Annotated in this window: 27 protein-coding genes and 1 pseudogene; 13 read left to right on the forward strand and 15 right to left on the reverse strand. The window is 70.6% G+C overall.

Annotation, left to right across the window (positions count from 1 at the left end; translation table 11 throughout):
- Window positions 1–37: 37 nt before the first annotated feature.
- Window positions 38–886, reverse strand: a complete 849-nt coding sequence (locus ABZ880_RS22120) for a menaquinone biosynthesis protein (RefSeq protein WP_361265488.1) — start codon at window positions 884–886, stop codon at window positions 38–40.
- Window positions 887–1,169: 283 nt separating this feature from the next.
- On the opposite strand from ABZ880_RS22120, the gene ABZ880_RS22125 reads away from it, so the two are divergent.
- Window positions 1,170–1,373 carry a cold-shock protein gene (locus ABZ880_RS22125; protein ID WP_003992177.1) on the forward strand — a complete coding sequence of 68 codons (204 nt, stop codon included), beginning with the start codon at window positions 1,170–1,172 and terminating at the stop codon, window positions 1,371–1,373.
- A 99-nt stretch (window positions 1,374–1,472) separates the two neighbouring features.
- Here the strand turns inward: ABZ880_RS22125 and ABZ880_RS22130 are convergent, their stop codons facing one another.
- A complete protein-coding gene (locus ABZ880_RS22130) occupies window positions 1,473–2,045 on the reverse strand; it encodes an XRE family transcriptional regulator (RefSeq protein ID WP_361265491.1) in 573 nt (190 codons plus the stop codon).
- Window positions 2,046–2,113: 68 nt separating this feature from the next.
- On the opposite strand from ABZ880_RS22130, the gene ABZ880_RS22135 reads away from it, so the two are divergent.
- From ABZ880_RS22135 to ABZ880_RS22155, 5 genes are all read left to right on the forward strand, one after another.
- Entirely contained in the window at window positions 2,114–2,833 is a 720-nt protein-coding gene (locus ABZ880_RS22135) for an AzlC family ABC transporter permease (RefSeq protein WP_361265494.1), read from the forward strand.
- On the forward strand, window positions 2,830–3,144 hold the full coding sequence (locus ABZ880_RS22140; RefSeq protein WP_361265497.1) for an AzlD domain-containing protein: 315 nt from the start codon (window positions 2,830–2,832) through the stop codon (window positions 3,142–3,144). The genes ABZ880_RS22135 and ABZ880_RS22140 overlap by 4 nt, the downstream gene beginning before the upstream one ends.
- A 525-nt stretch (window positions 3,145–3,669) precedes the next feature.
- Window positions 3,670–4,317: a methyltransferase domain-containing protein gene (locus ABZ880_RS22145; RefSeq protein ID WP_361265500.1), complete on the forward strand. Its 648-nt coding sequence runs from the start codon at window positions 3,670–3,672 to the stop codon at window positions 4,315–4,317.
- Between the two features lie 2 nt (window positions 4,318–4,319).
- Entirely contained in the window at window positions 4,320–5,081 is a 762-nt protein-coding gene (locus ABZ880_RS22150; RefSeq protein WP_361265503.1) for a PIG-L family deacetylase, read from the forward strand.
- Window positions 5,078–5,548 (forward strand): diadenosine tetraphosphate hydrolase, encoded by a 471-nt coding sequence (locus tag ABZ880_RS22155; protein ID WP_361265506.1) that lies wholly within the window; start codon window positions 5,078–5,080, stop codon window positions 5,546–5,548. Before ABZ880_RS22150 ends, ABZ880_RS22155 begins: the two co-directional genes overlap by 4 nt.
- Window positions 5,549–5,582: 34 nt before the next feature.
- Here the strand turns inward: ABZ880_RS22155 and ABZ880_RS22160 are convergent, their stop codons facing one another.
- On the reverse strand, window positions 5,583–7,499 hold the full coding sequence (locus ABZ880_RS22160; RefSeq protein ID WP_361265508.1) for an AMP-dependent synthetase/ligase: 1,917 nt from the start codon (window positions 7,497–7,499) through the stop codon (window positions 5,583–5,585).
- A gap of 209 nt (window positions 7,500–7,708) precedes the next feature.
- Window positions 7,709–9,634 (reverse strand): long-chain fatty acid--CoA ligase, encoded by a 1,926-nt coding sequence (locus ABZ880_RS22165; protein WP_361265666.1) that lies wholly within the window; start codon window positions 9,632–9,634, stop codon window positions 7,709–7,711.
- Between the two features lie 287 nt (window positions 9,635–9,921).
- Here ABZ880_RS22165 and ABZ880_RS22170 point away from each other — a divergent pair, with 287 nt between their 5' ends.
- Entirely contained in the window at window positions 9,922–11,223 is a 1,302-nt protein-coding gene (locus tag ABZ880_RS22170) for a 3-oxoacyl-ACP reductase (RefSeq protein WP_361265511.1), read from the forward strand.
- Window positions 11,223–12,070 (forward strand): annotated as a pseudogene (locus ABZ880_RS22175) (MaoC/PaaZ C-terminal domain-containing protein). The gene ABZ880_RS22170 and the pseudogene ABZ880_RS22175 overlap by 1 nt, the downstream one beginning before the upstream one ends.
- Here ABZ880_RS22175 and ABZ880_RS22180 read toward each other — a convergent pair.
- Complete coding sequence (locus tag ABZ880_RS22180) at window positions 12,057–12,410, reverse strand: hypothetical protein (RefSeq protein ID WP_361265514.1); 354 nt, start codon at window positions 12,408–12,410, stop codon at window positions 12,057–12,059. The pseudogene ABZ880_RS22175 and the gene ABZ880_RS22180 sit on opposite strands and share 14 nt — an antisense overlap.
- A gap of 319 nt (window positions 12,411–12,729) precedes the next feature.
- Here ABZ880_RS22180 and ABZ880_RS22185 point away from each other — a divergent pair, with 319 nt between their 5' ends.
- On the forward strand, window positions 12,730–14,022 hold the full coding sequence (locus ABZ880_RS22185; protein WP_361265517.1) for a DUF6716 putative glycosyltransferase: 1,293 nt from the start codon (window positions 12,730–12,732) through the stop codon (window positions 14,020–14,022).
- 28 nt (window positions 14,023–14,050) lie between these two features.
- Window positions 14,051–15,016 carry a hypothetical protein gene (locus ABZ880_RS22190; RefSeq protein WP_361265520.1) on the forward strand — a complete coding sequence of 322 codons (966 nt, stop codon included), beginning with the start codon at window positions 14,051–14,053 and terminating at the stop codon, window positions 15,014–15,016.
- Here ABZ880_RS22190 and ABZ880_RS22195 read toward each other — a convergent pair.
- The 7 genes from ABZ880_RS22195 to ABZ880_RS22225 form a co-directional block, all read right to left on the reverse strand.
- Complete coding sequence (locus ABZ880_RS22195; protein ID WP_361265523.1) at window positions 14,982–15,650, reverse strand: TetR/AcrR family transcriptional regulator; 669 nt, start codon at window positions 15,648–15,650, stop codon at window positions 14,982–14,984. The genes ABZ880_RS22190 and ABZ880_RS22195 overlap by 35 nt on opposite strands.
- A gap of 49 nt (window positions 15,651–15,699) precedes the next feature.
- A complete protein-coding gene (locus ABZ880_RS22200; protein WP_361265526.1) occupies window positions 15,700–16,011 on the reverse strand; it encodes a DUF4229 domain-containing protein in 312 nt (103 codons plus the stop codon).
- Window positions 16,012–16,111: 100 nt separating this feature from the next.
- Window positions 16,112–16,636: a GNAT family N-acetyltransferase gene (locus ABZ880_RS22205; protein WP_361265529.1), complete on the reverse strand. Its 525-nt coding sequence runs from the start codon at window positions 16,634–16,636 to the stop codon at window positions 16,112–16,114.
- 16 nt (window positions 16,637–16,652) lie between these two features.
- The gene (locus ABZ880_RS22210; RefSeq protein WP_361265532.1) at window positions 16,653–17,303 is read right to left on the reverse strand and encodes a UdgX family uracil-DNA binding protein; all 651 of its coding nucleotides are present in this window, start codon (window positions 17,301–17,303) and stop codon (window positions 16,653–16,655) included.
- A gap of 35 nt (window positions 17,304–17,338) precedes the next feature.
- Window positions 17,339–18,502 carry an aminofutalosine synthase MqnE gene (gene mqnE, locus ABZ880_RS22215; protein ID WP_361265535.1) on the reverse strand — a complete coding sequence of 388 codons (1,164 nt, stop codon included), beginning with the start codon at window positions 18,500–18,502 and terminating at the stop codon, window positions 17,339–17,341.
- Between the two features lie 49 nt (window positions 18,503–18,551).
- Window positions 18,552–19,007 carry an Lrp/AsnC family transcriptional regulator gene (locus ABZ880_RS22220; protein WP_361265538.1) on the reverse strand — a complete coding sequence of 152 codons (456 nt, stop codon included), beginning with the start codon at window positions 19,005–19,007 and terminating at the stop codon, window positions 18,552–18,554.
- Window positions 19,008–19,072: 65 nt separating this feature from the next.
- Window positions 19,073–19,756, reverse strand: a complete 684-nt coding sequence (locus ABZ880_RS22225; protein ID WP_361265540.1) for a UbiX family flavin prenyltransferase — start codon at window positions 19,754–19,756, stop codon at window positions 19,073–19,075.
- Between the two features lie 94 nt (window positions 19,757–19,850).
- Between ABZ880_RS22225 and ABZ880_RS22230 the strand changes: the two genes are divergently transcribed.
- On the forward strand, window positions 19,851–20,456 hold the full coding sequence (locus tag ABZ880_RS22230; RefSeq protein WP_361265543.1) for a rhomboid family intramembrane serine protease: 606 nt from the start codon (window positions 19,851–19,853) through the stop codon (window positions 20,454–20,456).
- A gap of 236 nt (window positions 20,457–20,692) precedes the next feature.
- Here the strand turns inward: ABZ880_RS22230 and mqnP are convergent, their stop codons facing one another.
- Complete coding sequence (mqnP, locus tag ABZ880_RS22235) at window positions 20,693–21,595, reverse strand: menaquinone biosynthesis prenyltransferase MqnP (RefSeq protein WP_361265546.1); 903 nt, start codon at window positions 21,593–21,595, stop codon at window positions 20,693–20,695.
- Window positions 21,592–23,049, reverse strand: coding sequence for a menaquinone biosynthesis decarboxylase (locus tag ABZ880_RS22240; protein ID WP_361265548.1), 1,458 nt, complete (start codon window positions 23,047–23,049; stop codon window positions 21,592–21,594). Before ABZ880_RS22240 ends, mqnP begins: the two co-directional genes overlap by 4 nt.
- A gap of 87 nt (window positions 23,050–23,136) precedes the next feature.
- Between ABZ880_RS22240 and ABZ880_RS22245 the strand changes: the two genes are divergently transcribed.
- A complete protein-coding gene (locus ABZ880_RS22245; RefSeq protein ID WP_361265551.1) occupies window positions 23,137–23,529 on the forward strand; it encodes a PLD nuclease N-terminal domain-containing protein in 393 nt (130 codons plus the stop codon).
- A complete protein-coding gene (locus tag ABZ880_RS22250; RefSeq protein WP_361265554.1) occupies window positions 23,529–24,434 on the forward strand; it encodes a LysR family transcriptional regulator in 906 nt (301 codons plus the stop codon). The genes ABZ880_RS22245 and ABZ880_RS22250 overlap by 1 nt, the downstream gene beginning before the upstream one ends.
- Here the strand turns inward: ABZ880_RS22250 and ABZ880_RS22255 are convergent.
- The gene (locus tag ABZ880_RS22255; protein WP_361265557.1) at window positions 24,382–25,323 is read right to left on the reverse strand and encodes a DMT family transporter; all 942 of its coding nucleotides are present in this window, start codon (window positions 25,321–25,323) and stop codon (window positions 24,382–24,384) included. The two genes, ABZ880_RS22250 and ABZ880_RS22255, sit on opposite strands and share 53 nt — an antisense overlap.
- Between the last annotated feature and the right edge of the window lie 64 nt (window positions 25,324–25,387).

Genomic DNA, 25,387 nt, shown 5'->3' on the forward strand with positions numbered 1-25,387 from the left:
TATGACGAGAAAAGGGTAGTGCGCCGTTCCACCTCGGCTACGGCTCCAGCAGATCCACCTTCACGTCCGCCGGGAAGCCCGTCGTCGGACCGACGCGCCGGGCGAACTCCGCGACCGCCGCCAGCTGCGGGCCGCCGAAGCGGAAGTCCAGCGTGGTGAAGTACTGCTCAAGGACCCTCTCGTCGAACTCCTCCCAGCGGGCCGCCTGTTCGGCGACCTTGCCGACCTCCTCCAGGGAGAGGTTGCGGGAGGCGAGGAAGGCCTCGTGGACCTTGCGGGTGATCTCCGGCTCGCGCTCCAGGTAGTCCCGGCGCGCGGCCCAGACCGCGAACACGAACGGCAGCCCGGTCCACTCCTTCCAGAGCGTGCCGAGGTCGTGCACCTCGAGGCCGAACCGCGGTCCGTCGAGCAGGTTCGCCCGCAGTGCCGCGTCTCCGATGAGTACGGCCGCCTCGGCCTCCTGCATCATCAGGCTGAGGTCGGGCGGGCAGGTGTAGTAGTCGGGTTGGACTCCGTAGCGCTCGGCCAGGAGGAGCTGGGCCAGGCGGACGGACGTGCGCGAGGTCGAGCCGAGCGCGACCCGGGCGCCGCCCAGCTCGTCCAGCGGGACCTGCGAGACGATCACGCAGGACATCACCGGGCCGTCGCATCCCACCGCAATGTCCGGGAAGGCGACCAGGTCGTCCGCGTTCTTGAGGAACTCGACCAGGGTGATGGGCCCGATGTCGAGGTCTCCCTGCACCAGCTGCTCGCTGAGCTTCTCCGGGGTGTCCTTCGTCAGCTCGAAGTCGAGGAGCGTGCCCGTCCTCGCAAGCCCCCAGTACAGGGGCAGGCAGTTCAGGAACTGGATGTGGCCGACGCGCGGCCGGGTGCGAGAATTGTCCACATCGCGAGGCTAGACCCTGTGGGGTACGCTCCAGACTTCACCCCCGGAGTCAATCTCCACTTGATCTTCAAACGTCCGAGTGACGTGATCTTGACCTCTATTGCTTTCGGCTGCCCACGTGCTAGGCTCGCCGCAAGTTGCAGTTTGGTTTCCCTTGCAGTACAGAGCCTGCGGAGCATGTAACCGCGGGCTCTCGTCGTTTTCAGACGTATGCAGTTGTGCGGCACCGTTTCACACTTGCAGGTTCTGGAGCAGGGCAACCCTTTGGGCCCAAGGAGGGCTTATGGCTACCGGAACCGTGAAGTGGTTCAACGCCGAAAAGGGCTTTGGCTTCATCGCCCAGGAAGGCGGCGGCCCCGACGTCTTCGTTCACTACTCCGCGATCAACGCGAGCGGCTTCCGCTCGCTGGAGGAGAACCAGCAGGTCTCCTTCGACGTGACCCAGGGCCCGAAGGGCCCGCAGGCGGAGAACGTCACCCCCGTCTGATTCGGTCTCGGAGCCTGGTGCTTTGATCCGGAACTGATAGCAGTACCCAAGGAGCCCCGTGCCGCAAGGCAACGGGGCTCCTGCCTTTTCCGCGTGCACTCAGATGTGCTGCATGACCAGCACGAACGTCGTCCCGTGCGCCAGCGCCTCGTACGAGTGCGGCACGTCCCCCCGATAGGCCATGAAGTCTCCGGGCCCGAGCTCCGCCTGCTCCCCTTCCGGCCCCGCCTTCACCCTCCCCGCGCTCACCACGATGTTCTCCACCGTCCCCGGAATGTGCGGCTGCGAGTCGCGTACGGTGCCGGGCTCCAGCCAGACGTAGTAGATGTCCCGCCGCGCGCCCGGCGGACTGGCCGACAGCAGCGTGGCCGTGTAGCTGGACTGCTCGGAGTGGACGGTGGGGCCCTCGCCCGCGCGGATCACCTGGACGGCCGGTGCCGGCGGCTCGACCAGTGCGCTGAACGGCACGCCGAGCGCCACCGCCAGCGCCCAGATCGTCTCCATGCTCGGGTTGCCGCCGGCCGCCTCCAGCTGCGACAACGTCGACTTCGCAATCCCCGCCCGCTTGGCCAGCTCGGACAGCGACAGACCGGCGCGGGTCCGTTGGCGGCGCAGGGAGGCGGCAATCCAGTCGAGCGGCAGACGGGACGGCGGGGGCGGTGCATCGGGCATGACGTTCGCTCCATCGGTACGATTGTTCGCCTTGACGAACACGGCGGCTGCTGTCCATCGTAGAAAACATGCGTTCGCTGCAACGAACACTCGGCAGATGTCCCAGCCGTGACCTCGTCCGCGACAGCTCGCTCGTCTGGCTGGCCGGCGGTGTCGTGGGGGTCTCCTTCGGTGCGATCTCGGTCGCCGGGGGTCTGCCGGTGTGGGTGCCGGTGGTGATGTCGCTCGTCGTGTACGCGGGCTCTGCGCAGTTCAGCGCGGTCGGCGTGCTGCTCGCCGGGGGCGGTCCACTGGCCGCGGCGGCGACCGGGCTGCTCCTCAACACCCGTACGGCCGCCTTCAGCCTCGCGATCGCCGACACACTCGGCCGGGGGCGGCTCGCCCGTATGGTCGGCGCCCATCTGGTGACCGACGAGTCGGTGGCGTTCGCACTCGCCCAGCACGATCCGGTACGGCGCCGGGCGGCGTTCTGGGTCTCGGGGATCGGCCTGTTCGTCGTATGGAACGTCGGTGTCCTGGCCGGAGCGCTGGCCGGCGATGCGCTGGGCGACACGGCGGCGTACGGACTGGACGCGGCCTTTCCCGCCGTGCTGGTGGCGCTGGTGCTGCCGACCCTGCGCGGGGACGCCCGGGTGCGGCGGTGCGCGCTGCTCGGCGCGGTGATCGCGCTTGCGGCGACGCCGGCCGTGCCGGCGGGGGTGCCCGTGCTGCTGGCGTCGGCCGGGCTGGTTCTGTACGGGCGGCTCGGCGGGAAGGGCGCGAACGTGAGCGAGGCGGACGCGACGTGAACGCCACCGTGGTCATGGTGCTGGCGCTGGCGGTCGGCACGTATACCTTCCGGCTGGTCGGGCCCGTACTGCAAGGACGGGTCGAACTCCCTGCCCGGGTGCAGGAGTTGCTGTCGGCGGGGGCGATCGTCCTGCTGGTCGCGCTGCTGGCGAAGGGGGCGTTGACGGAGGGCGGGGGCTTCGCGGGGTGGGCGCGGCCGACCGGGGCGCTGGTGGGCGGAGCACTGGCGTGGCGGAGGGCACCGTTCGTGGTGGTGGTGCTGGGTGCGGCGGGGACGGCGGGGGTGTTGCGGGCGGTGGGGGTGGGGTGAGAGGGGCTCGTGGGAATGGCTCAACAGGCTGGTGTTGGGGCTTGGGGAGCTGGTGGTGAGGGGTTTGAGGGGCCAGTGGTGGGGAGCTTGGGGAGCCGGCGGTGGAGGGATTGAGGGGCCAGTGGTGGGGAGCTTGGGGAGCCGGCGGTGGAGGGATTGAGGGGCCAGTGGTGGGGAGCTTGAGGAGCCGGCGGTGGAGGGATTGAGGGGCCAGCGGTGGGGAGCTTGAGGAGCCGGCGGTGGAGACCTTCAGGAGCCAGTGGTCGGGAGCTTGAGGAGCCGGCGGTGGAGGCCTTGAGGGACCAGCGGTGAGAGGGCTTGAAGAACCGGCAGCGGAGACCTTCAGGGGCCAGTGGCCGGGAGCTCGGAGAAACGGCGGTGGAGACCTTCACGGGCCAGTGGCCGGGGGCTTGAGGAGCCGGTGGTGGAGGGCTTGAGGGGCCGCGGGTGGAGCTGGCTTGAAAGGGTGGTGGTGGGTGTGGTGTGCGGGGGGATTGTCAGTGGGCGGTTGTACGGTCCCGAGCCATGACCGACACCGACTTCCTCACCGCCACGCGCACCTTCTACGACGCCATCGCCGAGGACTACGCGGACCGCTTCCGGGACGAGCTCGCCGGCAGGCCGTTGGAGCGGGCCGTGCTCGCGCTCTACACCGAACTCGTGGGCGGCGAGGGGGAGGTGGCCGATCTGGGGTGCGGGCCGGGGCGGGCGACCGGGTTCCTCGCCTCGTTGGGGCTGGATGTGCACGGGCTCGATCTGTCGGAGTCGATGCTGGCGATCGCGCGGCGGGAGAATCCGGGACTGCGGTTCGAGAAGGGGTCGATGCTGGAGCTCGGGCACGCGGACGGCAGTCTCGCCGGTGTCGTCTCCTGGTACTCCTCCATCCACACCCCTGCGGACCGACTCCCGTCCCTCTTCGGCGAGTTCCACCGGGTGCTGCGCCCCGGTGGCCATCTGCTGCTCGGTTTCCAGGCGGGTGACGTGCCGCGCCGTCATGACAACCCGTGGGGGCACCCGGTCTCCCTGGAGTTCCAACGGCGGCGCCCGGAACAGCTCGTGGAGCTGCTGACGGCGGCGGGTTTCGCCCTCCACTCCCAGGCCGTGCGCGAACCGGACGAGGCCCTCAAGGAGTCGGTCCCGCAGGCCTTCCTGATCGCACGCAAGGCGGCATAGCCGTGCCCCTCCCCAGCCTTCTCGCGGTCTTCGCGCACCCGGACGACGAGTCCCTGTCGGCGGGCGGGGTGCTCGCGCGGCATGCGGCGTCGGGGGCGCGGACCGCGGTGGTCACGGCGACATGGGCGGAAAGCACCTGGCGTGCGGAGGAGTTGGCGGAGGCGCTGGGTCATCTCGGGGCCGGAAAGCCGCGGATGCTCGGGTACGCCGATGCGCGGATGCCGGAGTCGGCGCCGCGTGGTGTGCGGCTGTGCGACGCGCCGCTGGACGAGTCGGTCGGCCAACTGGTTGCGCACATAAGGGAGTTCCGGCCGGACATCGTCGTCACGCACGACGCGTACGGCGGGCTGACCGGCCACCCGGACCATGTCCACACCCACCGGTTGACGGTACTGGCGTTCCAGGCGGCCGCCTGGCCCCGCCTCTACCCGGACACCGGCGCCCCGTGGCAGCCGAGTGCCCTCTACCTGGCCACTCACCCCGACTCCACCGCCCGCGCACTGCCCCACGTCCTGCTCCGGCCGGGCAGAACGCCGCACAGCGTCCCGGACGACTGGATCACCGCAGCGGTGGACGTCACCCCTTGGCTCGACCAGAAACTCGCCGCCGTACTCTCCCACCGCAGCGAGACGGAACGAGGCGCTCTCCCGGGCCGACTCGCAGCACTACCACCGGAGGAGCGGGCGAGGGCGATGTCCACCGAGTACTACATCCGCTACGGCGCACCACCGTCGACGCCACCCCTGACGGAACTGGCGCCTTGACCGACTGGCGCCGGGACCGGATCGGCACCGCACTCCGGGACGAGAACCCGACCGTACTCAGACGGCTGCAAGCGGGGTTCGCGGTGATCGGGGACGTGCAGTTCCTCCCGGGGTACTCCGTTCTCCTCGTGGACGACCCCGTGGTGCAACGGCTGTCGCAGCTGCCGAGGAGCAAGCGGCTTGCGTTCCTGTCCGACATGGACCGGCTGGGCGAGGCCGTCGAGCGCGCGTGTGCGCGGCTGGATCCTGCGTTTCGGCGGGTCAATCTCGAGATTCTCGGGAACACCGATCCGTTCCTGCACGCGCACGTCTGGCCGCGGTTCGGCTGGGAGCCGGACGAGTTCGTGGGCAGGCCCGTGTGGCTGTATCCGCGTGAGCGGTGGCAGGACGAGCGCCATGTGCTCGGGCCGCAGCACGATCCGTTGCGGCACGCGATCAGTGCCGAACTCGATCGGCTCAGTTCCTGACGTGGCCCGGGGCCTCGTGGCGGTGGCCCGCCGATCATCGCTCGTACAGGCCCTCCACATCCGTCGCGAAGTCCCGCATCACGTTCTGGCGTCTTAGCTTCATCGACGGGGTCAGGTGGCCCGCCTCCTCCGTGAAGTCTCTCGGGAGGATGGTGAAGCGGCGGATGGACTCCGGGCGGGAGACCAGCTTGTTGGCCTCGTCGACCGCGCGCTGGAGGATTGCCCGCAACTCCTCGTCGTCGACCAGGAGTTCCGCCGGGACCGGGTGCTTGCCGTTCATGCGGCGCCAGTGGGTGACGCCCTCCAGGTCGAGGGTGATGAGGGCGGCGATGTAGGGGCGGGCGTCGCCGACCACCATGACCTGGGAGATCAAGGGGTGCGCACGCAGCCAGTTCTCCAGCGGGGCCGGTGCCGTGTTCTTGCCGCCCGCCGTGATCAGGATTTCCTTCTTGCGGCCGGTGATCGTCAGATAGCCCTCGTCGTCCAGGCGGCCGATGTCGCCCGTCGGGAACCAGCCGTCCGCCGAGGCGGGGATGACCCCGCCGCCGTGCGGGTCCCAGTAGCCGCGGAAGACCTGGCCCCCGGCCAGGAGGATCTCGCCGTCGGCCGCGATGCGGACCCTCGTGCCCGGCATGGGCCAGCCCACCGTGCCCAGCCGGGGTTTGAGGGGCGGGGTGACCGTCGCCGCGCCCGTTGTCTCCGTCAGGCCGTAGCCCTCGTAGATCTCCATTCCCGCGCCCGCGTAGAAGGCCGCCAGGCGGCGGCCCAGTGGGGAGCCGCCCGAGATCAGGTGGCGGATGCGGCCGCCCATGGCGTTGCGGATACGGCGGTAGACGAGAGGGTCGTAGAAGGCTCGGGCCGTCTTCAGTGAGGCACTCGGCCCCGAGCCCGTGCCCGCCGCTCGCGCCTCCAGCGCCTCGCCGTAGCGGACCGCCACACGCGCCGCCCGGTCGAAGGCGCTCGCCCGGCCGCCCGCCTCCGCCTTGGCGCGTGCGTTGTTGAAGACCTTCTCCAGCATGTACGGGATGCAGAGCAGAAAGGTGGGGCGGAAGGTCCCCAGGTCCGCGAGGAGGTCCTCGGACTGGAGGCTCGGGGCGTGGCCCAGGCGCACCCGCGCGCGGACGCAGGCGATCGCCACCATCCGGCCGAAGACGTGCGAGATGGGGAGGAAGAGGAGGGTGGCGGGGTCGTCCGCCTTCGATTTGAAGATGGGGTAGAGGAGTTCGATCGCGTTGTCGACCTCGGCCAGGAAGTTGCCGTGCGTGAGGACACAGCCCTTCGGGCGGCCCGTCGTGCCCGAGGTGTAGATGACCGTCGCGAGGGTGTCGGGGACCAGCATCCCGCGCCGTACGGCGACTTCCTGGTCGGGGACCGGCCGGCCCAGTTCCGCCACCCGCTCCAGGTGGCCCTTCTCCACGATCCACATGTGCCGCAGGTCCGGCAGCCGGCTCAACTCCGGTCCCAGCGCCGCCGCCTGGGACGCCGTCTCCGTCACCAGGGCCACCGCACCGGAGTCCTGGAGGATCCACCGGGCCTGGTAGACGGAGGAGGTGGGGTAGATCGGGACGGTGACCAGGCCGGCGGCCCACGCGGCGAAGTCGAGGAGCGTCCACTCGTAGATCGTCCGTGCCATGACGGCGATCCGGTCGCCGGGGACCAGCCCCTCCGAGATCAGCCCCTTGGCCAGGGCCAGGACCTCCTCGGCGAACTCCGCCGCCGTCACGTCCGTCCAATCGCCGTCCTGCGTACGGCGGCTGAGCACACGCGCGTCCGGCGCCGCGTCCGCGTTGTCGAACGGCAGGTCGGCGAGGGAGCCGTGGGTGGGCGGCGGGACGAGCGGCGGAACCGACGTCTCGCGCACCTCGCCGTCCAGCCGCCGGATCTCGGGCTGCACCAGCTGGGGCACGCCGTCGTAGTCGGACGCGGACGGGTAGGGCACGGGCACGGACATGGCAGCTCCTGGGGCGTGCAGCTCGGTTCCGCTCTGCTGTTGTGATACGTGCAGTGCGTACCGATTCATTCACCGGCGGTGTGCGGCTCGAGAGTTACCGCGGGTTACAACCGCGATCGTACGGCGCGCGCATGGGGAGTTGGTGCGGGTTCGGGGTTGGTCCGGAGACGGGCCTGTGCAGCCTCGACGGCAGGCCGGGCCGAGGGCGGCTATCCGCGCGACGCACCGTAGGGGTCGTAGAGCTGCTCGATCTGTGCCGCGAAGTCCTCGGCGATCGCCTGCCGCCGCAGCTTCATCGACGGTGTCAGATGCCCCGCCTCCTCCGTGAAGTCGACGGGGAGGACACTGAAGCGCCGGATGGACTCCGGGCGGGAGACCAGCTTGTTGGCCTCGTTCACCGCCCGTTGCAGGACCGCCCTCAACTCCTCGTCGTCCAGGATGAGTTCCGCCGTGACGGCGGGGTGCTTGCCGTGCATACGGCGCCAGTGGGCGATGCCCTCCATGTCGAGGGTGACCAGGGCTCCGACGTAGGGGCGGCGGTCGCCCACGACCATCACCTGGGAGATCAGGGGATGCGCGCGCAGCCAGTTCTCCAGCGGGGCCGGGGCGACGCTCTTGCCGCCCGCGGTGATCAGCATCTCCTTCTTGCGGCCGGTGATGTAGAGGTAGCCCTCCTCGTCCAGGCGGCCGATGTCGCCGGTGGGGAGCCAGCCGTCGGCGGTCGCGGGGACGACTCCGCCCGCGTTCGGGTCCCAGTAGCCCCGCAGGACGTGTCCGCCGGCAAGCAGGATCTCGCCGTCCGCGGCTATCCGGACCTTCGTGCCGGGCAGGGGCCAACCGACCGTACCCAGCCGGGGCTTGAGCGGCGGAGTCACCGTCGCGGCGCCGGTCGTCTCCGTCAGGCCGTAGCCCTCGTAGATCTCTATGCCGGCGCCCGCGTAGAACGCCGCCAGGCGCCTGCCCAGTGGGGAGCCGCCGCAGATCATGTAGCGGACCCTGCCGCCCATGGCGTTGCGGATTCGGCGGTAGACGAGCGGGTCGTAGAAGGTGCGGGCCGCCTTCAGTGCGGCGCTCGGGCCGGGGCCGGTGCCGGCCGCGCGGGCCTCCCGCGCCTCGCCGTAGCGGCAGGCCACGCCCACCGCACGATCGAAGGCGGTGACCCGGCCGCCGGTCTCGGCCCGCGCGCGGGCCACGTTGAAGACCTTCTCCAGCATGTACGGGATGGCGACGAGGCAGGTCGGCCTGAAGCTCGCCAGGTCGGGCAGCAGTTCCTCCGACTTCAGGCTCGGGGCGTGGCCGAGGCGCACCCGCGCGCGGATGCAGGCGACCGCCACCATGCGCCCGAAGATGTGCGACATGGGCAGGAAGTGCAGGATCGCCGCTTCCTCGCTGGTGCGGGCCCGGAAGACGGGGTAGAGGAGCTCGATCGCGTTGTCGACCTCGGCGAAGAAGTTGCCGTGGCTGATCACGCAGCCCTTGGGGCGGCCGGTCGTGCCCGAGGTGTAGACGACGGTGGCCACGGTGTCGGGGCCCAGCATCCCGCGCCGTACGGCCACTTCCTGGTCCCGTACGTCCGCCCCGTGCTCCGCGAGGCGCTCCACATGGCCCTTGTCCATGACCCACAGGTGGCGCAGGTCCGGCAGGCGGTGCAGCTCCGGGCCCAGGGCCGCCGCCTGGGCGGCGGTCTCCGTGACGAGGGCGACGGCGCCGGAGTCCTGCAGGATCCACCGGGTCTGGAAGACCGAGGAGGTGGGGTAGATCGGGACGGTCACCAGTCCGCAGGCCCAGGCGGCGAAGTCGAGGAGCGTCCACTCGTAGACGGTCCGCGCCATGACGGCGATCCGGTCCCCCGGTGCCAGCCCTTCGGCGATCAGCCCCTTCGCCGTCGCCAGGACCTCCTCGGCGAATCGGGCCGCCGTCACATGCGTCCACTTGCCCGACTCGGTACGGCGGCTGAGGACCTTGTCCTCGGGAGCGATGCGCGCGTTGTCGAACGGCAGCTCGGCGAGCGAGCCGTGCGTCAGCGGCGGGGCGAAGGGCGGCACGGAGACCTCGCGCACCTGCCCGTCCAGGCGTCGTATCGCGGGCTCCACGAGGACCGGCGTGCCGTCGTACGTCGTGGAGTGGACCGCCATGGGAACAGCCGGCGGGTGGGAGGTGGACACGGGCGACTCCAGAGGTTCAACGGAGTTGCCCTGCGGGGGAGTTGCCGCAGGTCAGGAGAGCAGATCGTACGGCGCTCGCGTGATGACCCGGTGAGGGTTCGACGATTGTCCGGCGTCGGGGATGTGCAGCCTCGTGGCTTTTCTGGCCGAAGACACCCTACCGGGCGGTATGTTGAACGTTTTTCACCTCCCGACCTCCACTTACCTCGGGTAACCTGACTCTGGAGTAAGCAGGCATTCGCGTGGGGAGTACGGACATGGCCGACCGCTACCTGAGCTTCACCGGCACCGCACCCGGCCGCTTCCTGACCCGCAGACTCGGCCTCCCCCAACCCGCTCCGCTCCAGCGCTGGTCCCCGCAGCAGCCGTCCCTGACCGGCGGCGGCCTGCTCCACCTCACGGCCGGCAAGTCGGACCTCGACCTCGGTCCCGTCCTTTCCCGTACGGGACTGCAGACCGGGACCGAGCGTCCGGCCGCCGTCGTCCTCGACGCCACCGGAGTGCGGGACGTCGACGCGCTCGCCGAGGTGCACGGGACGCTCCACCCTGTCGTGCGGTCGGTCGCGAGCAGTGGCCGGATCGTCGTGCTGGGTGCGCCACTTGACGCCGACGACCACCACCAGGCCGCCGTACAGCAGGCCTTGGAGGGTTTCGTGCGCTCGCTCGGCAAGGAGGTCGGGCGCGGTCGGACCGTGAATCTCCTGCGGGTGACGGACGCGGCCGCCGCCGAGTCGACCCTCCGCTTCCTGCTCTCCCCCAGGTCCGCCTACGTCAGCGGTCAGGTGATCGGGGTCGGTACGGCCGAGGAGGTCACCGTCGACTGGGACCGTCCGCTCGCCGGGCGCACCGCCCTGGTCACCGGTGCCGCCCGCGGGATCGGCGAGGCGGTCGCCGAGACGCTGGCGCGGGACGGTGCGCGGGTCGTCGTACTGGACGTTCCGCAGGCGGAGGAGGACGCCCGGCGGGTCGCCGAACGGCTCGGCGGCAGCGCCCTCGCGCTCGACATCACGGCGGCGGACGCGGGTGCGCGGATCGCGGACGCGCTGCCGGACAGCCTTGACGTACTCGTCCACAACGCGGGGATCACGCGCGACCGGCGGCTGGTCAACATGCCCGCCGAGCGGTGGAGTTCGGTGCTCGACGTCAATCTGGCGAGCGTACTGCGGACGACGGACGCGCTGCTCGCGGCCGGGGCGGTCAGGCCGGGCGGCCGCATCGTCGGCACGGCCTCGATCGCCGGGCTCGCGGGGAACGCGGGTCAGACGAACTACGGCGCGAGCAAGGCGGGCGTCGTCGGACTGGTGCGCGCCCTCGCACCGCGTGCGCTCGCCGAGCACGGGGTGACCGTGAACGCGGTCGCGCCCGGGTTCATCGAGACCAGGATGACGGCCGCGATACCGCTGTTCATCCGTGAGGCGGGCCGCCGGATGAACTCCCTTGCGCAGGGCGGACTCCCGGCCGACGTCGCCGAGACCACGGCCTGGCTCGCGCACCCCGCGTCGGGTGCGGTCAACGGGCAGGTCGTCCGGGTCTGCGGCCAGAGCCTGCTGGGGGCGTGATGTCGACGTCCGTGGTGCTGCCCCAGACTCCCGCCCTCACGCCGCTGCTCGCGCGCGGCGCCCTGCTCTCCCCCTTCAAACGGCCACGTCCGGACGCGGACTTTCCCCGCGCCCGGCTCGTCCTGCCCGCCCTGCGCATCGACCTGGCGCGGCTGGCGGCGTACGAGCGGGTGTGCGGCTTCGCGACCGGCGACGACGCGCTGCCACTGACGTATCCGCACGTCCTGGGCTTTCCGCTGGCCATGCGGCTGATGAGCGACCGGGGTTTCCCGCTGCCGCTGCTCGGGCTCGTCCACACGTCGATCGAGATCACCCGGCGGCGGAACCTGACCGCGACCGGGGAGTACGAACTCGCCGTGTACGTAGGTGGGTTGGAGCCGCATCGACGCGGGACCGAGGCCTCGGTGATCACCGAGGTGCGGGACGGCGGGGACGTCGTGTGGGAGTCACGGAGCACGTATCTCGCGCGGCACCGGGCCCATGACCGTGCGGCTCAAAAGCCCATGGAGGAGCCCGAGTTGCTGCCCGCCGTCGCCGAGTGGCGGCTCGGCGCCGACGTGGGACGGCGCTACGGCGCCGCGTCCGGCGACCGCAACCCGATTCATCTGCACCCGCTCACCGCCCGCCTCTTCGGTTCCCGCGCGCCATCGCCCACGGCATGTGGACGGTGGCCCGCTGCCTCGCCGCGCACGGGACGCCCGAACACGCCCGCGTGGCAGCGGAGTTCAGGGCACCGGTGCTGCTGCCGGGGACGGTGACGTATGCGGCGGACGGGGGCCGCTTCGAGCTGCGCGGCGGGGAGCGCGTGCATGTGACCGGCGTGGTGGAGAGCCTCAGCCGCGGCTGACGCCGACGCCGCCGATCAGTCCCCAGGCGTCGATGCGGACGGTCGGCCCGCCGGGTTCGCTCGGGCCGTCGTCCTTCACGCCGCCCAGGCGGATGCCGTGAACCTCGACGCGCACGTCGGGGCGGACCTTGAGGCTGACCCCGCCGATCAGGCTGAGCTTGGTGATGCGCAGTTCGGCGCCGTCGGGGATGTCGATGTCCGTGAGGTCCACTTCGGCGCCGCCGATGAGGGACACGGTGAGAGTGCGCTCGTGGAGGGTCTCGCCCTTGAGGCGGTGACCGCCGATCACGCTCACCCTGATGTCGGTCTTCTGCGGGTCCGCCCCGTCGCTCTTCGTCATGGGAAGGAACGTACGGGCGATGGCTCCGCTCCCCCCAGTGCCCGGCGTCCGGCTTTGTGCATGACAGCTGTCACGTGAGGGGCGCCACTACTCCCGGGTTCCGTGAACACCCGTGAACATCAGGCGAACAGTGGGCGACAGACGCCTGCCGGCCGATCGTGAACCCGCTGGAAAAACCGGGCAGTTGAGGAATCTCTCACAGTCACCCCAAGCTTGCCCAAGGTTCCTTCAAGGGATCACTCATCCGGCACCCAGACACGGCTCCTAGCCTCGGCGCACCCCCACCCCTCCTGATCCACCGCACGAAGGGCGCCGAGCCATGCCTCCCAGACGTATCGCCGTACTCGCGGATTCGGACACCCGTTGGAAGTGGGGCGCCTCGGTGGCGCGGCAGATCGCTCCCGGGCACGCGCTCGACGCCTGCTTCCTGCGGGGCCGGTCCACACCGACCGAGCGGCAGCTCGCCGAGGTCGGGATCGTGCCCGACACACAGCGCGTGCTGTCGGCCGCCGAGCTGGTCGACGACGAGGAGCTCGCGAGCGCCGACATCGTCGTCCTGGCCGTCCTCGGCGGTACGGTCCTGGCGCTCACGCACAGCCTGGGGCTGGCGTGGGAGGGGCGCGAGCACAGGCCGGTCACGGTCAGCGGGTACGTCGGGGTCGTCTACGAGAAGATGGTCGACGGGCTCATGACCCGCGCCGGCACCGACCTCGTGCTCGCCAACTCCGCCTACGACGCCGGGCGTTTCCGTTCCGTCTTCGAGAACGTCGGCGTCGACCCGGACTCGGTGGTGGAGTGCGCGCTGCCGTTCCTGGGCGGCGAGCCCTACCGGCCGTCCACCGACCGGCCGTTCACGGTCACCTTCGCCGTCCAGCCGTCGGTGCCCAGGGAACGGCAGGGGCGGCTACGGCTGCTGGAGCGGGCGGCGGCGCATGCGCGCCGGTACCCCGACCGGCAGGTGCTGATCAAGCTGCGCAGCATGCCCGGCGAGCAGACCACCCATGTCGAGGCCGACCCGTACCAGCTCCTGGTCGACGAGCTGGCCGAGCCCGCCCCCGCCAACCTCCGGCTGGTCTACGGCAACATGGGCGAGGTTCTCGACCGCACCGACCTGCTCGTCACCGTCAGCTCGACGGCCGCCCTGGAGTCGATGCACCGGCGCATCCCCACGGCGATCCTCACCGACGTCGGCGTCCGCGAGGCGCACGGCAACCACTACTTCGTGCGCTCCGGCTGCCTCGCGTCCTGGGACGACATCGACGCGGGCGCACTGCCGCAGCCGGATCCCGCGTGGGCGGCGGCGCAGGGCATCGGCAGGACGGACCCGTACGCGGCTGCCCGCGCCCGCATCGCCGCACTGCGCGCGGCGGGCCCGCTGCCGACGCTGCAGCCGTACTACTCCCCGCAGACCGCGGACATCTACCTCACCGGAATCCTCCGCAGCAACGGCTTCGACGAGAAGGGCCGCCCGCTGCCCGCCCCACTGGGCACGGGCGGTTCGGGGCGCGCCGGGAAGGCCGTACGGAGGGTCGCGGGCCGCGGCGCGATGAAGCTGTACCGGATGGGGCACCAGCGGGTGGCGCCGACGCTGCGTCGGTGGGGTGCCGTATGACTGCGACCGGTGCATGGGCAGGGGTCTCATGAGCCGCGTGCTCGCGCTCGTCGAGTCGCCCGCGCAGCTGCTCAATCTGCTGGAGTGGGCGCTCGGGGAGCGCGACGGGGTGCCGGAGCCCAGACGCTGCGAGGTCGCGGTGCTGCTGCCGCGGGACTCGGGCAGTCGGCGGCAGCTGCGGGCCATGGCCGGGCTCGCACGGGAGGAGGGGGTGCGGGTCGGGCCGTACGACATCTGCCGGGGCCCCGCCGGGTTCGCGTGCGCGCTCGCCCTGCTCGCGCCGAAGCTCGCCGCGGCGGACACGCTGGTGGTCGGCGACCCGTTCTCGGGGCTGATCCAGCGGCTGCTGCCGCTGTCCCGGGCCCGGGACCTCGTCCTGGTCGACGACGGCACCGCCACCCTGGAGCTGTCCCGCGAACTCCTCGCCGACCGCCCCCTGATCCGCCGGCACCGCACGGGCCCCGCCCCGCGGGCGGCCGCACGCACGGTGCGCCGGCTGGCCCCGCGCGAGGGACGGGGCCTGGAGGTCTTCTCCTGCCTGACGGCGGGCCTGCGCCTGCCGCCCGGCATCGTCACGTCCGCCAACTCCTACACCTGGGCACGGCAGCGCTTCGGCCCGCCCGACGTGCGCTACGGCACCACCGACCTCATCGGTACGTCGCTCGCGGAGACGGGACTGATCGACGCCGAACGGTACGTGGAGGAGGTCTCGTCCCTCGCCCACCGGCACAACGCCGGGCGCTACTACGCCCACCGCCACGAGGACCCCGAGAAACTGCGGCTGATCGCGGAGTACGGCGAGCTGGAGATCGTACGCCCCGAACTGCCCCTGGAACTGGAGCTGTTGCGCGGCCCGGTCGCGGCCACCCTGCTGAGCCTGCCCTCGACGGTGCCGCACACGCTGCCGCTGGTGCTGGCCGGTACGGGCGTGGAGATCGCGGCCTGCGCCGAGGTCCCGGCTAGCGGCTCGCCGGGAGCTCCGGTTCCGTCGTGACCGGCGGGGACCACGGCCGCCCCTCCATGAGGTTGCCGAGCCCCGCCCACGCGAAGTTCATCAGCGTGGCCGCCGCCTGCCGGGCCGTGACGCCCGGGGTGGCGTTGGCCCAGGCGGCGAGGGACTCGGCGGCGCCGACCAGCGCCTCGGCGAGCCCGGCGACCTCGCGCTCGGGCAGATTGGGGTCGCGGTGCGCCTCCCTGGCCGCGACCACGATCAGCTGCGTCACGAACGCGACGATCTCCTCGCGCATCGCGGTCACCTCGGCGGCGAACGGCTCGCGCGTACGGGCCTGGAGATGCAGCACCGCCCAGCCGTCCGGGTTCTGCGCGGTGTGCGTGAAGAACGCCCGCAGCCCTTCCCAGAGTTGGCGGTCGGCGGGCAGCTCGGCCCGGACACCGGCCCGGACCGCCTCGACGAGCGCCTTCGCCTCCCGGCGGATACAGGCGGTGAACAGGTCTTCCTTCGAGTTCAGGTACAGATAGACCAACGGCTTGGACACGCCCGCCAGTTCGGCGATCTCGTCCATCGACGCGGCCATGTACCCACGCTGCCCGAAGGTCCGCACGGCGGCGTCCATCATCTGCTGCTCACGGACCGCCCGCGGCATCCGCTTGGTCTTCACGGCACCCATGGGGCAAGGGTAGTTGGGCGGATGTTCAACAGGCCCCCGCTTGCAAGGTCTACGACGCCTGGCCCTGCGCCTGGCCCTGCGACCGCGCCGCGTCGTCCGCGACGTCCTCCTGGGCGGCATTCGCCTCGAGGTTGGCCTTCATGCGGTCGACGCGCTCGACGACCTGGGCGGAGGCACGGTCCCGTTCTCCCCGCAGGACCACGAAGCTGATCGGCGCGGAGACCACCAGGGCGAGCAGGACCATCCACATGCCGTTGGAGGCGCCGAAGCCGCGCGGGACGATGCCGAAGTAGACCAGGCCCCAGACAGCCGCGAAGCAGCCCACGAAGATCCCGAGGCGCATCAGCGTGTAGCGGAGCATCTCAATCCACTCTTCCGTCAACGGTACGAACATTCCCAAAGGGCACCGTCCAGTGAAGCACGCCCGGCACCCGATCTTGCAGGGGGGTGTGCGGCCGCGGCTACCCGAGCGGCAGGAGCATGAACACGTCGTCGCGGTCGTCGCCGGCGGCCACGCGGATCGCGCCGGGCACCCGGCCGACCTCCTTGTAGCCGCAGGAGCCGTAGAAACGCTCCAGGCCGTTCCCGCCGCGGCAGGTCAGGCGTATCGCCTCCATGCCGTCGATGGAGCGGGCGGCTTCCTCGGCGGCGGCCAGCAGGTCACGGCCGTAGCCCTTGCCCTGATGGCGCGGGTGCACCATCACCGTGTACAGCCACAGCCAGTGGGTCATCAGCCGGTGCGTGTTCAACGCGAGGAAGGCCGTCGCCGCGACCTGCCCGTCCTCGTCGTGCCCGACCAGCAGCCGGGTGCGGCCCTCCGCCATGGCCACCATGTGCTTCACCAGCTCGGGGCGGATCGCCTCCCGCGTCACCGGTGGCACGAACCCGACGGATCCGCCCGCGTTGGACACGTCCGTCCACAGGTCGAGGACGCCGTCACGCAGGGCGGGAGTGACGGCGGGGTCGAGAGTGAAGGTAAGGGACACGCGGCCATTGTAGTTATTACGACAGCACGCGCGCGGCCACCTCGAGATCTGAGACGAGCCCCCGGTACGCCGCCTCGCGGTCGTCCGCCCGCAGTACGGACGACGGATGCACGGTCGGCACCAGCCGCTCCCGCCGCCCGTGGATCTCCTCCTCCAGCACCGTCCCGCGCACCTGCGTGACCCGGAACGAGGAGCCCAGCAGCGCCTTCCCCGCGGTGGCCCCGAGCACCACGATCAGCTCGGGCTCGACCACGGCCAGCTCGGCAGCCAGCCAGGGCCCGCACGCCGCCGTCTCCCGCAGCGTGGGCGCCTTGTGGATACGGCGCTTGCGGGGCCCGGTCTGCGTGAACTTGAAGTGCTTGACGGCGTTGGTGACGTACGCGTCCGCCGGGTCGATGCCGGCTTCTTCGAGGGCCCGGTCGAGCAGCTTGCCGGCCGGCCCGACGAAGGGTTTGCCCTGGCGGTCCTCCTGGTCGCCGGGCTGCTCGCCGACGAGCATCACCCGGGCGCCGGCGGCACCCCGGCCGAAGACGGTCTGCGTGGCGTCCCTGTGCAAGGGACACCCGCGGCAGTCCGCGGCGGCCTTGCGCAGCGCGGCCAGGCCACCACGGTCGGGGAGGAAGGGTTCGGCGGTGTAGGCGTCCTCAGGAGCCTTGGTGCTCACCATGCCGGACGGGTACCCGTCCGGCACCTCGCGTCACGTCACACCCGCATCGGCTGCGGCGACTCCCGGCGCGCCGGGTCCGGGCCGTCGTACTCACGGATGATCTCGTACCGGGTGTTCCGCTCCACCGGCCGGAACCCGGCGTCCCGGATGAGGTCCAGCAGGTCCTCGCGGGTCAGCTTGTTCGGGGTGCCGTAGTTGTCGGCGTCGTGGGTGATCTTGTACTCGACCACCGAGCCGTCCATGTCGTCGGCGCCGTGCTGCAGCGCGAGCTGCGCGGTCTGGACGCCGTGCATGACCCAGAAGACCTTGACGTGCGGGACGTTGTCGAAGAGCAGACGGGACACCGCGAAGGTCTTCAGGGCTTCCGCACCCGTCGCCATCTGCGTCCGCGCCTGAAGGCGGTTGCGGATCTTGCCGTCCTTCATGTCCACGAAGTCGTGCTGGTAGCGCAGCGGGATGAAGACCTGGAAGCCTCCGGTCTCGTCCTGCAGCTCGCGGAGCCGGAGCACGTGGTCGACGCGGTGCCGGGGCTCCTCGATGTGGCCGTAGAGCATCGTGCACGGGGTCTTGAGACCCTTCTCGTGCGCGAGGCGGTGGATCCGGGACCAGTCCTCCCAGTGGGTGCGGTGGTCCACGATGTGCTGGCGGACCTCCCAGTCGAAGATCTCCGCGCCGCCGCCGGTGAGCGACTCCAGACCCGCGTCGATGAGCTCGTCGAGGATCTCCGACGCCGACAGACCGCTGATCGTCTCGAAGTGGTGGATCTCCGTGGCCGTGAAGGCCTTCAGCGAGACGTCCGGGAGGGCGGCCTTCAGCTCCCGCAGCGAGCGCGGGTAGTAGCGCCACGGCAGGTTGGGGTGCAGGCCGTTGACGATGTGGAGCTCGGTGAGGTTCTCGCTCTCCATCGCCTTGGCGAGCTTCACCGCCTCCTCGATGCGCATCGTGTACGCGTCCTTCTCGCCCGGCTTGCGCTGGAAGGAGCAGTAGGCGCAGGAGGCGGTGCACACGTTGGTCATGTTGAGGTGCCGGTTGACGTTGAAGTGCACCACGTCGCCGTTCTTGCGGGTGCGCACCTCGTGCGCGAGGCCGCCGAGCCAGGCCAGGTCGTCCGACTCGTACAGCGCGATGCCGTCCTCGCGGGTCAGCCGTTCACCGGCCCTGACCTTCTCCTCCAGCTCGCGCTTGAGCCCGACGTCCATTCCCACACCTTTCTCCTACGACCACCGACGACCTTCGACAACCGTACGTCTACGCCTCTTCGGGCAGCTCCCCGACCCGGTTCTCCCACTTCGTGGAGAGCACGATGGTCGTACGGGTCCTGGAGACGCCCTTGGTGCCGCTGAGCCGCCGGATGATCCTCTCCAGACCGTCGACGTCGTTCGCCCGCACCTTGAGCATGTACGAGTCGTCGCCCGCGATGAACCAGCAGTCCTCGATCTCGCCGAGGTCCTTCATCCGGGCCGCCACGTCCTCGTGGTCGGCGGCGTCCGAGAGCGAGATGCCGATCAGCGCGGTGACGCCGAGGCCGAGCGAGGCGGCGTCGACCGTGGCGCGGTAGCCGGTGATGACGCCGGCCGCCTCGAGCCGGTTGATGCGGTCGGTGACGCTGGGTCCCGACAGACCGACGAGGCGTCCCAGCTCCGCGTAGGAGGCCCGGCCGTTCTCCCTCAGGGCCTGAATGAGCTGCCTGTCCACCGCGTCCATGCGATTCGATGCCTTCCGCTGAAGATTCCCGAGTTGATGAGAGGTACTGCGCATTGCGACTTGCCCTACCGGCCGGCGCTTCCGCCGCCCAGTTCGCCCTTCCAGCGCCGGTACAGGCCGTGCTCGACGCCCGCCGCGTCCAGCACCCGCCCGGCGACGAAGTCCACCAGGTCCTGGATGTGGGTGGCGCCCGCGTAGAAGGCGGGCGAGGCGGGCACCACGGTCGCGCCCGCGTCGTCGAGCGCGACGAGGTGCCGCAGGGTCTGACCGTTCAAGGGGGTCTCCCGTACGGTCACGACCAGGGGCCGGCGTTCCTTGAGCGTGACGCTCGCCGCGCGCTGGAGCAGGTCCTTGGACAGCCCGAGGGCGACACCGGCGACGCAGGCCGTGGAGGCGGGCACGATCAGCATGCCCTTGCTCGGGTACGACCCCGAGGACGGGCCCGCGGCCAGGTCCCCGGCGGGCCAGTACCGCACCCCGCTGATGTCCGCCTCGAAGCTCCCGGGCTTCCCGTCGGCACCCCGCCCGAGCCATTCCCGCAGGTCCGCCTGCCAGTACGCGTCCCGGAACGCGATCCCCGTCTCGTCCAGCAGTGTGAGCCGCGAGGCCCGGCTGACGACCAGGTCGACGCTCTCGCCGGCGTCGAGGAGTGCGCGCAGGACCGACGCGGCATAAGGCGTGCCGGAAGCGCCGGACACCCCTACGATCCAAGGTGTACGCGGCGTCTCTCCTGGCTTGACTGGGTTCACGACACCGAGCCTAGCTGGCGTCGCAGGGTGGGAACCGGTCGAGGGGGTCGGGCCGTTCCCCTTGAGGGACGAGTGAACAGTCCGGGGGGTTGCCATGTCAGGTAGTGGGTTCGAGTGGTCGCGCGGTGACCGGGCGAAGGCGGCGGCCAAGCTGATGGTGGGCTGGGTCGCGCTGCTGTGGCTGCTGGAAGTGGTCGACGTGGTCAGCGGCCATGCCCTGGACGGGCTGGGCATCACGCCGCGCGAGCCCTCCGAGCTCGTCGATGTCGTGCCCGCCGCGTTCATCCACTTCGGCTTCGCCCATGTGGCCGCCAACAGCGTGCCGCTGCTGGTCATGGGCTTCCTCGCGGCGCTGGGCGGGATACGCCGGTTCGCCGCGCTGTGCCTGGCGATCATCGTGGCGGACGGACTGGGTGTGTGGCTCGTGGCCCCGGCGCACACCAACACCGCGGGCGCCTCCGGCCTGATCTTCGGCCTCTTCGGCTTCCTGCTGGTCAGCGGCTTCGTGGAGCGCCGCCCGCTCGGCGTCCTGGTCGGCCTGCTGGTCGGCGCGGTGTGGGGCGGCTCGATCCTGCTCGGCCTCGCACCCACCCAGTCCGGGGTCAGCTGGCAGGCCCACCTGTTCGGCCTCGTGTCCGGCGTGGCGGCGGCGTTCTGGTTCCGCCGCCGAACCACGACACCTCCCGCACTCGCACGCTGAGCCCTGCCCACCGCACGGTGCGTCCGGCCTGCGCCCTGGGTCTGTCCGGCGGATCAGGCCGGCTGCGAGGTACGGCACTCCTGGGCCGCCCCGAGCGGGGTCACGGGGGCCCCCGCTCGAGCGAAACCGAGAAGTGGGGGAGACCGAAGAAAACGCCGCTGAACGTCTCCACGCCCTTGAGGCAGTGGGGAGCGCGTGCCAGGCCCGCGACGCCGGCCTGGTCCGCCGGACAGGCCCTATACCGTCAGCCCGCGCACCAGCAGGTCCAGCAGCGCGCACACGAACAGGGCGATGCCGATGAAGCCGTTGACGCTGAAGAACGCCCGGTTCAGGCGGGACAGATCGTGCGGGCGCACGATGTTGTGCTCGTAGACGAACGCGCCCGCGACGATCATCAGGCCGATCCAGAAGAAGGTGCCGGCGTCCGTCACCACCGCGTACCAGACGAGCAGTGCCGTCACCACCGTGTGGCAGATCCGGGCGCCCCAGATCGCGGCCGGGATGCCGAAGCGGGCCGGGACCGACATGACGCCGATCTCGCGGTCGGTCTCGACGTCCTGGCAGGCGTAGATCAGGTCGAAGCCGCCGATCCAGACCCCGACCGCGAGGCCGAGGATCGTGGCGTCCCAGGACCACTCCCCGCTGATCGCGAGCCAGCCGCCGACCGGGCCCATCGCCTGGGCGAGACCGAGGATGGCCTGCGGGAAGTTCGTGAACCGCTTCCCGTACGGGTACACCACCATCGGGATCACCGCGATGGGCGCGAGGGCGAGGCAGAGCGGGTTGAGCAGGGCCGCCGAGCCGAGGAAGACCACCAGGGCGACCAGCGCGCCGGTCCACGCGTGCCGGACCGACATCGCCCCCGTCACCAGCTCGCGGTGCGCCGTCCGCGGATTCCTGGCGTCGATCTCGCGGTCGATGATCCGGTTCACCGCCATCGCGAAGGTGCGCAGTCCCACCATGCAGATGGTCACCAGGAGCAGCCGCCCCCAGTGGATGTTCCGGTCCCACTGGAACATCGCGGTGAGCGCGGCGATGTACGCGAAGGGCAGGGCGAAGACCGAGTGCTCGATCATCACCAGCCGGAGGAACGCCTTGGTGCGTCCTGGCTGCGGGATCGCGGCGGAGGCGCTGCTCACAGGCCGTACTCCTTCCACCGGCGGTCGACCTTCGCCGCCGTCTCCGGGTCGGACAACACCATGTCGGGCCAGCCGCCGTCGCGGGTGTAGCCCTCCTCGGGCCACTTCTTCGTCGCGTCGATCCCCGCCTTGCCGCCCCAGAACTGCTGGTAGGAGGCGTGGTCGAGATGGTCGACCGGTCCCTCGACGATGCTGAGGTCGCGGGCGTAGTCCGTGTTGCCGAGGGCCCGCCATGCGACCTCGTGCAGATCGTGGACGTCGCAGTCGGAGTCGACGACCACGATCAGCTTGGTCAGGGACATCATGTGTGCCCCCCAGATCGCGTGCATCACCTTCTGGGCGTGCTTGGGGTACTTCTTGTCGATCGAGACGATCGCGCAGTTGTGGAAGCCGCCCGCCTCCGGCAGGTGGTAGTCCACGATGTCCGGGACGATGATCTTCAGGAGGGGGAGGAAGAAGCGCTCCGTCGCACGGCCCAGGGGTCCGTCCTCCGTCGGAGGGCGGCCTACGACGATCGACTGAAGCAGTGGCCGCTTCCGCATCGTCACGCAGTCGATCTTCAGGGCGGGGAAGGGCTCCTGCGGGGTGTAGAACCCGGTGTGGTCGCCGAACGGGCCCTCGGGGAGCATCTCGCCGGGCTCCAGCCAGCCCTCGATCACCACTTCCGCCTGGGCCGGGACCTGTAGCGGGACCGTCTTGCAGTCGACCATCTCGATCCGCTTGCCCGCGATGAACCCGGCGAAGAGGTACTCGTCGATGTCGCCGGGGAGCGGGGCGGTGGAGGCGTAGGTGACGGCGGGCGGGCAGCCGAAGGCGATCGCGACCGGCAGCCGCTCCCCACGCCGGGCCGCGACCTGGTAGTGGTTCCGGCTGTCCTTGTGGATCTGCCAGTGCATGCCGATGGTGCGCTTGTCGTGGCGCTGCAGGCGGTAGAGCCCGAGGTTGCGGATCCCGGTCTCCGGGTCCTTGGTGTGCGTGAGCCCGAGGTTGAAGAAGGAGCCGCCGTCCTGCGGCCAGGTGAACAACGCGGGCAGGGCGTCGAGGTCGACGTCGTCGCCGGTCAGGACGACTTCCTGCACCGGCGCGTTGTCGGACTTCACCTTCTTCGGCGGTACGTGCGTCATCGCCCCGAGCTTCCCGAAGGCCTCGCGCACGCCCACGAACCCGTGCGGCAGCTCGGGCCGCAGCAGGCCACCGATCTTGTCGGAGATCTCGCCGTACGACTTGAGACCCAGCGCCTTGAGCAGCCGCCGGTCGGTCCCGAAGACGTTCATCGCGAGGGGCATGGCGGAGCCCTTCACGTTCTCGAAGAGCAGCGCCGGGCCGCCGGACTTCTGCACCCGGTCGACGATCTCCCCGACCTCCAGATACGGGTCGACCTCGGCCTTGATGCGCTTGAGGTCACCCTCGCGTTCCAGTGCCCTGAGCAGGGAGCGAAGATCGTCGTAAGCCATGCGTCCAAGTATCGGCCACCCGCTACCCTGACCCCGTCACCGGGGCCGTCCAGCGCCCCTCACCGTCTTCTGGGGGATCGCACGACCATGCTCAGGTATCTGCCGTTCCTGCTGGTCCTGGCGCTGTGGATCTACGCCTTCATCGACTGCCTGAACACTCCCGAGGAGCAGGTGCGCGGACTGCCCAAGGTGGTCTGGGTCATCATCATCCTGCTGTTCGGCGAGGTGCTGGTCGGACCGGTCGCCTGGCTGGTCGCGGGCAAGCAGCGCACCGCCCCGGTCACCGGCTCCACGCCCTCGGAGTGGCATCGCAACCACCGCACGGAGTTCGTCGCGCCCGACGACAATCCCGCGTTCCTGAAGTCCCTGAAGGAGGAGAACAAAAAGGACGAGGCGCTGCTCAAGGACTGGGAGGCCGATCTGCGGCGCCGCGAGGAGGAGCTGCGGCGGCGGGAGCGCGGGGAAGAGACCGACAGCTGATGGAACTGCGGCTGCTCGTCACCTTCGAGAAGGTCGCGACCGTGCTGAGCTTCACGCAGGCCGCGGCCGAGCTGAAGTACGCGCAGTCCAGTGTGACCAGTCAGGTACGGGCGCTGGAGTCGTCGCTGGGTGTCGAGCTGTTCGACCGGCTCGGCAGCCGTATCCGGCTCACGGAGGCGGGTGAGCGGCTGCTCCCCTACGCCCGGCAGATCATCGAGCTCTCCGAGGAGGCGCGGGCCGCGGTCGTCGGTGCCGAGGAGCCGGCCGGTTCGCTGGTGGTCGGGACGATGGAGTCGCTGACCTCGTACCGCCTGCCGCCGCTGCTCGAACTCTTCCACCACCGGTACCCGAAGGTACGGCTCTCGCTGCGCACCACCATCGGTGACGGCACCCGGGAAGCGCTGCGGCAGGGGACGTTCGACGTGGGCTTCCTGATGGAGCCCGAGACCGAGCACACGGGGCTGGAGAGCAAGGTGCTCACTCCCGAACCGCTGGTTCTGGTGGCCGCCCCCGGGCACCCGCTCGCAGGCCGGGCGCCCGGGCTGAAGACCGAGGACCTGGTGGAGGTCCAGTTGGTCGGCACGGAGCCGGGCTGCCCCTACCGCGACCTCTTCGAGTCCGAGCTCGCCCACCTCACCGGACAGGCGCCGCCCTTCATGGAGTTCGGCACGATCGAGGCGACCAAGCGGGGCGTGGCGGGCGGCCTCGGTGTCGCGCTGCTGCCGCGGATGGCGGTCGGCGCCGAGCTGGCGTCCGGCGCGCTCACGGAGCTGGCCTGGCAGCCGCCGTTCCAGCTGTACACACAGGTGGCGTGGCGGGCCGGGAAGCGGCTGCCACGCCATCTGACGCTGTTCATCGAGGCTGCGGTGCGGCTGGTGCGGGAGCAGACGGCTTCCGGGTCATGACGGTCCGGGGCGACTGCTTGGCCAGGGTCACCTTGAGGCTCGCCAGCACGATCAGCGGCACGCCCAGCGCCTGGACGAGGCCGATGTGGTGGCCGTACACCGCCCAGTCCATGACCATCGCGACCGCCGGGTAGACGAAGGCCAGGACGGCGATCTTCGAGGTCGGGAGCTTGGCGTAGGCGGCGTACATGAGGACGTACATCACGCCGGTGTGGATGAAGCCGAGGCCGACCAGCCAGCCCCAGTCCCAGCCGGTGCCGGCCATCGCGCCGAAGTCGGCGAAGGGGAGCAGGAGCGGGATGCCGACCAGGACCTGGACCAGGGCGATGAGGTGCGGGCGGACGCCGGTGATCCGCTTGGTGACCAGGGTGGACAGCCCGTAGAGGAGTGCTGCGAGGAGGGCCTGGCCGACGCCCGTCAGGTAGGTGCCGCCGCTGGTGAAGTCGGCCGGGGTCACGCCCGAGACCAGGATCAGGCCCGCGAAGGCCACGGCGATCCAGCCGACCTTGGCGGCGGTGAGGCGCTCGCGGAAGAGGAGGGCGCCGAGCAGGACCAAGTAGAACGGCTGGGTGTGGTAGACGACCGTGGCGACCGAGATCGACGTGTTCTCGTACGACTGGAAGAGGAAGACCCAGTTGAAGACGATGAACACGCCGCCCAGGACGGCGAGTCCGAGGGTGCGCGGGGTGAAGCCGTGGTCGCGGAGCCAGCCGCGGGCGACGACATAGCCGCCCAGCGCCAGGGCGCCGAAGACGACCCGGAAGAAAACGACGTCGAACGGCGAGGCGCCCGACTCGACCACGAAGACGCCGAGGGTGCCGGACAGCACCATGGCGATGGTCAGCTGGGCGACGCCCCTGCTCTCTGCGGTCTTGCTCTGCGAGGTCATGTCCTGGACGCTACGAGCGGGCGGTGGTGCGGGTCCACGCGCCAGTGGGGCGTCCTTCCGATGC

This window comes from Streptomyces sp. NPDC047043 (assembly GCF_040644055.1).
Classification (GTDB): Bacteria; Actinomycetota; Actinomycetes; order Streptomycetales; family Streptomycetaceae; genus Streptomyces.

Coding starts and splice junctions, on each gene's coding strand:
- ABZ880_RS22125 (WP_003992177.1), top strand. CDS start 1,170: ATGGCTACCGGAACCGTGAAGTGGTTCAACGCCGAAAAGGGCTTTGGC.
- ABZ880_RS22130 (WP_361265491.1), bottom strand. CDS start 2,045: ATGCCCGATGCACCGCCCCCGCCGTCCCGTCTGCCGCTCGACTGGATT.
- ABZ880_RS22135 (WP_361265494.1), top strand. CDS start 2,114: ATGCGTTCGCTGCAACGAACACTCGGCAGATGTCCCAGCCGTGACCTC.
- ABZ880_RS22145 (WP_361265500.1), top strand. CDS start 3,670: ATGACCGACACCGACTTCCTCACCGCCACGCGCACCTTCTACGACGCC.
- ABZ880_RS22160 (WP_361265508.1), bottom strand. CDS start 7,499: ATGTCCGTGCCCGTGCCCTACCCGTCCGCGTCCGACTACGACGGCGTG.
- ABZ880_RS22165 (WP_361265666.1), bottom strand. CDS start 9,634: ATGGCGGTCCACTCCACGACGTACGACGGCACGCCGGTCCTCGTGGAG.
- ABZ880_RS22170 (WP_361265511.1), top strand. CDS start 9,922: ATGGCCGACCGCTACCTGAGCTTCACCGGCACCGCACCCGGCCGCTTC.
- ABZ880_RS22180 (WP_361265514.1), bottom strand. CDS start 12,410: ATGACGAAGAGCGACGGGGCGGACCCGCAGAAGACCGACATCAGGGTG.
- ABZ880_RS22185 (WP_361265517.1), top strand. CDS start 12,730: ATGCCTCCCAGACGTATCGCCGTACTCGCGGATTCGGACACCCGTTGG.
- ABZ880_RS22190 (WP_361265520.1), top strand. CDS start 14,051: ATGAGCCGCGTGCTCGCGCTCGTCGAGTCGCCCGCGCAGCTGCTCAAT.
- ABZ880_RS22195 (WP_361265523.1), bottom strand. CDS start 15,650: ATGGGTGCCGTGAAGACCAAGCGGATGCCGCGGGCGGTCCGTGAGCAG.
- ABZ880_RS22200 (WP_361265526.1), bottom strand. CDS start 16,011: ATGCTCCGCTACACGCTGATGCGCCTCGGGATCTTCGTGGGCTGCTTC.
- ABZ880_RS22210 (WP_361265532.1), bottom strand. CDS start 17,303: ATGGTGAGCACCAAGGCTCCTGAGGACGCCTACACCGCCGAACCCTTC.
- mqnE (WP_361265535.1), bottom strand. CDS start 18,502: ATGGACGTCGGGCTCAAGCGCGAGCTGGAGGAGAAGGTCAGGGCCGGT.
- ABZ880_RS22220 (WP_361265538.1), bottom strand. CDS start 19,007: ATGGACGCGGTGGACAGGCAGCTCATTCAGGCCCTGAGGGAGAACGGC.
- ABZ880_RS22230 (WP_361265543.1), top strand. CDS start 19,851: ATGTCAGGTAGTGGGTTCGAGTGGTCGCGCGGTGACCGGGCGAAGGCG.
- ABZ880_RS22240 (WP_361265548.1), bottom strand. CDS start 23,049: ATGGCTTACGACGATCTTCGCTCCCTGCTCAGGGCACTGGAACGCGAG.
- ABZ880_RS22245 (WP_361265551.1), top strand. CDS start 23,137: ATGCTCAGGTATCTGCCGTTCCTGCTGGTCCTGGCGCTGTGGATCTAC.
- ABZ880_RS22250 (WP_361265554.1), top strand. CDS start 23,529: ATGGAACTGCGGCTGCTCGTCACCTTCGAGAAGGTCGCGACCGTGCTG.
- ABZ880_RS22255 (WP_361265557.1), bottom strand. CDS start 25,323: ATGACCTCGCAGAGCAAGACCGCAGAGAGCAGGGGCGTCGCCCAGCTG.